Source organism: Kribbella albertanoniae (assembly GCF_004348455.1).
GTDB classification, from domain to species: Bacteria; Actinomycetota; Actinomycetes; order Propionibacteriales; family Kribbellaceae; genus Kribbella; species Kribbella albertanoniae.
This window is the reverse complement of sequence record NZ_SMKA01000479.1, coordinates 1-2571: the sequence shown is the minus strand read 5'-3', so window position 1 is coordinate 2571 and position 2571 is coordinate 1. Positions and strand designations below refer to the sequence as shown.

Sequence of the window (2571 nt, the reverse complement as noted above, 5' to 3'; positions counted from 1 at the left end):
GAACACCCCCCACCGCCCCAAAACCTTCCACATCCGCGGCACCGCCATCCTCGGCGACATCAAAATCAAACGAGGCCCCCGCCTGTCCAAACGCCTCGGCCTCAGCTGATCCGCAGCCCGCTTAGCTGACTTGGCGTTCGGTGTGGAGGTGGTTCAGCCAGGCGGCCAGGGAGGGGAGGTCGTCGACGTTGTCGCGGGGGATCTCGAGCTCGTCTTCGTCGCCGTCTTCGTCGGTCAGGTGGATCGGGAGGCGGTCGCTGAAGAAGGAGCTGACCGGGGTGCCGATGGTGGTGACGGCGGACCAGGGGACGAAGCGCGTGCCGAGGTGGATGCCGGTGGTGTCGACGATCAGAGCGGGGGCGCCGCGAAGGATGTGAACGGTGGTGGTGACAGCCCCGGCGAGCAGGATGACGGCGCAGACCGCGCGGATGTAGTACCAGGTGCCGCCGCGGGTGTCCAGGTCGTTGACAGTTCCAATCGTCGGCACGATGACGACGACCCACGAGAGCAGGACCGGTCGGCTATAGAGCGCTTGCCGGCGGCGGGGGAAGACGACGCGGCCGGTACGGCGGTATTCGGCGTCCCAGTGTTCGGCGCCGGTGTCTCCCATCACCACTGCTGGCTCCCGGAGTTGCGGTGGAATTCGAGCAGGTGCTGGAGCCAGGCGCGGCCCATGGCGAGGTCGCGGACGTTGTCCCGCGGGATGAAGATCCGCTTCGGCGGTGCCTCGGACCGGATCCGCAGTCCAGTGGCGGAGGCGGAGAAGTCGAGGGTGGTGATGGTCGACCACGTGATCAGCTTCCGGCCCTTCCGGATGCCTTCCCGGTCGACGACCACCTTCGGTCGACGAGTGGCGAGCTGCCAGAGGCAGTACGTGAGGGCGGTCGTGGCCATCGTCAGGATCAGCCAGTCGATCACCCACCAGGCGACTGCCTGATCACTCGTGGCCATGCTGGCGATCTGCAACACCGTCAGCACGCCGATCAGAACCACCCGCAGGACGGCAGGCGAACGCCGTACCGGGAAGACCACTTGGCCGGCGCTGCGGTACTCGGCGTCCCAGACGTCGGCGGTCTGATCACCCGTGGTCGGCATGTGGTTCCTCTTCGGTACGGCGGCGCTGTGGTCGCAGGTCGTTCAGCCAGGCGGAGAAGGCGGTCAGGTCGCGGACGTTGTCCCGGAGGATGCGAATCTCCTTGGCCCACACATCCGCGGGGAGCACCGGCAGACTGCTGAAGATCCGCGCGCCGTGGGGGATGCCAGCCTTGCCGACAGCGTCCCACGGCATGAACCTGCTACCACTGCGAATGCCTTCGCCATCGACGACCACGATCGGCCGCCGGGTCACCAGTTGCCAGGTGATTCCGCCGAGAATGAACGCATACACGGCCCAGCCGAACACATCGAAGATCCGCCCCACCGTGGATTCGTCCGCGAACTCGCCGATATTGAACACATTCGACGGCGCCAGGAGCAGCAGGATGACCGCCGCACGCAACGCCACCGGCCGCCTCCGCAACTGGAACACCACCCGTCCGCTCCGCTGCAACTCCGCGGTCCACTCCGCCGGGCCCAGCTCACCCATGGTCGGCACGTGCGTCTCCTTCGGCTGTACGGCGGCTGTCGCGGAGCGCGTTGAGCCAGTGCGTGAACGCGTCGAGGTCCTGGACACTCGCCTGCGAGACGCGGATCTCGAGCCCGCGGGCGTCGACCGGCTTGAGGGCGACGTACCGGTTGCCGCGCCGCCCGGCCGGGAGCCGGGCCATCGCAAAGCCCGGCCACAGAATCGCCCGGCGGCCCAGCTGGATGCCGTCCGCGTCCACGATCAGGTACGGCTTACGGGTGATCAGCTGCCAGCTGACCCCGCTGACGCCGAACAGGAACCCCAGGCCGGCGAGCACCATCGCGAGCTTCACGACAGCGTTGCTGTTCCCGATCGAGGTCGCGGACAGGACAATGAGCGGAACCAGGATCAGGAAGACAGGCGTGCTCCGAACACCGAAAGCCAGTCTCCGCAAGGGAAACTCGACCCGCCCGGTCCGCTCGTACTCCGCGGTCCAGTCGGCCGGCGGCCGTTCACCCATGGTCGGCATGTGAATCCCCCTGCAGGTTCGCGCGGTGTTGTTTCAGCACATCCTCGAGCCACCCGGCGAGCGCGGGCAGATCGCGCACCGCCCAATGCCTGATCATCAACGGTCGCGCCTTGCCGGCTGCGGGGATGATCTTGAGAGTCTTCTTATGAGGTACGCCGATCGCTCCGATCTGCCCCCACTCCAGCCGGGTGTCGCGGTACCGGATCCCGTTGGCATCCACGAGCAGCAACAGCCGATTGCCAAACAGCTGGGCCACTACCCACGCAGTCCGCCCGAACGCAACCATCATGACCAGGAACAACCACAACGGTCCGGCACCACGAACGCATTCAGGAAAATCAGAATCGCCCCCGAGAACTGCAGCACCACCATCTCCCGCCGGTACGGCGTCTCCCGGCGCGTGAACTCGACCCGGCTGACCCGCCGGTACTCGTCCGCCCACACCGCCGCCGAGGCCTCACCCATCGTCCCCATACCC

At 67.0% G+C, this 2571-nt stretch carries 6 protein-coding genes; all 6 read right to left on the bottom strand.

Translation table 11 applies throughout. The features are described 5' to 3' along the window. Positions 1–121 precede the first annotated feature (121 nt). Positions 122–610: a PH domain-containing protein gene (locus tag E1261_RS44280; protein WP_132416301.1), complete on the bottom strand. Its 489-nt coding sequence runs from the start codon at positions 608–610 to the stop codon at positions 122–124. Beyond that, a complete protein-coding gene (locus tag E1261_RS44275) occupies positions 610–1095 on the bottom strand; it encodes a hypothetical protein (RefSeq protein WP_132416299.1) in 486 nt (161 codons plus the stop codon). Before E1261_RS44275 ends, E1261_RS44280 begins: the two co-directional genes overlap by 1 nt. After that, on the bottom strand, positions 1079–1594 hold the full coding sequence (locus E1261_RS44270) for a hypothetical protein (protein WP_132416297.1): 516 nt from the start codon (positions 1592–1594) through the stop codon (positions 1079–1081). Before E1261_RS44270 ends, E1261_RS44275 begins: the two co-directional genes overlap by 17 nt. Further along, the gene (locus E1261_RS44265) at positions 1578–2084 is read right to left on the bottom strand and encodes a hypothetical protein (RefSeq protein ID WP_132416295.1); all 507 of its coding nucleotides are present in this window, start codon (positions 2082–2084) and stop codon (positions 1578–1580) included. Before E1261_RS44265 ends, E1261_RS44270 begins: the two co-directional genes overlap by 17 nt. Beyond that, a complete protein-coding gene (locus tag E1261_RS44260) occupies positions 2077–2382 on the bottom strand; it encodes a hypothetical protein (RefSeq protein WP_132416293.1) in 306 nt (101 codons plus the stop codon). The genes E1261_RS44265 and E1261_RS44260 overlap by 8 nt, the downstream gene beginning before the upstream one ends. After that, positions 2379–2571, bottom strand: a 193-nt coding sequence (locus E1261_RS45760; RefSeq protein WP_238176845.1) for a hypothetical protein, incomplete at its 5' end; no start/stop codon positions are given. The genes E1261_RS44260 and E1261_RS45760, both read right to left, overlap by 4 nt.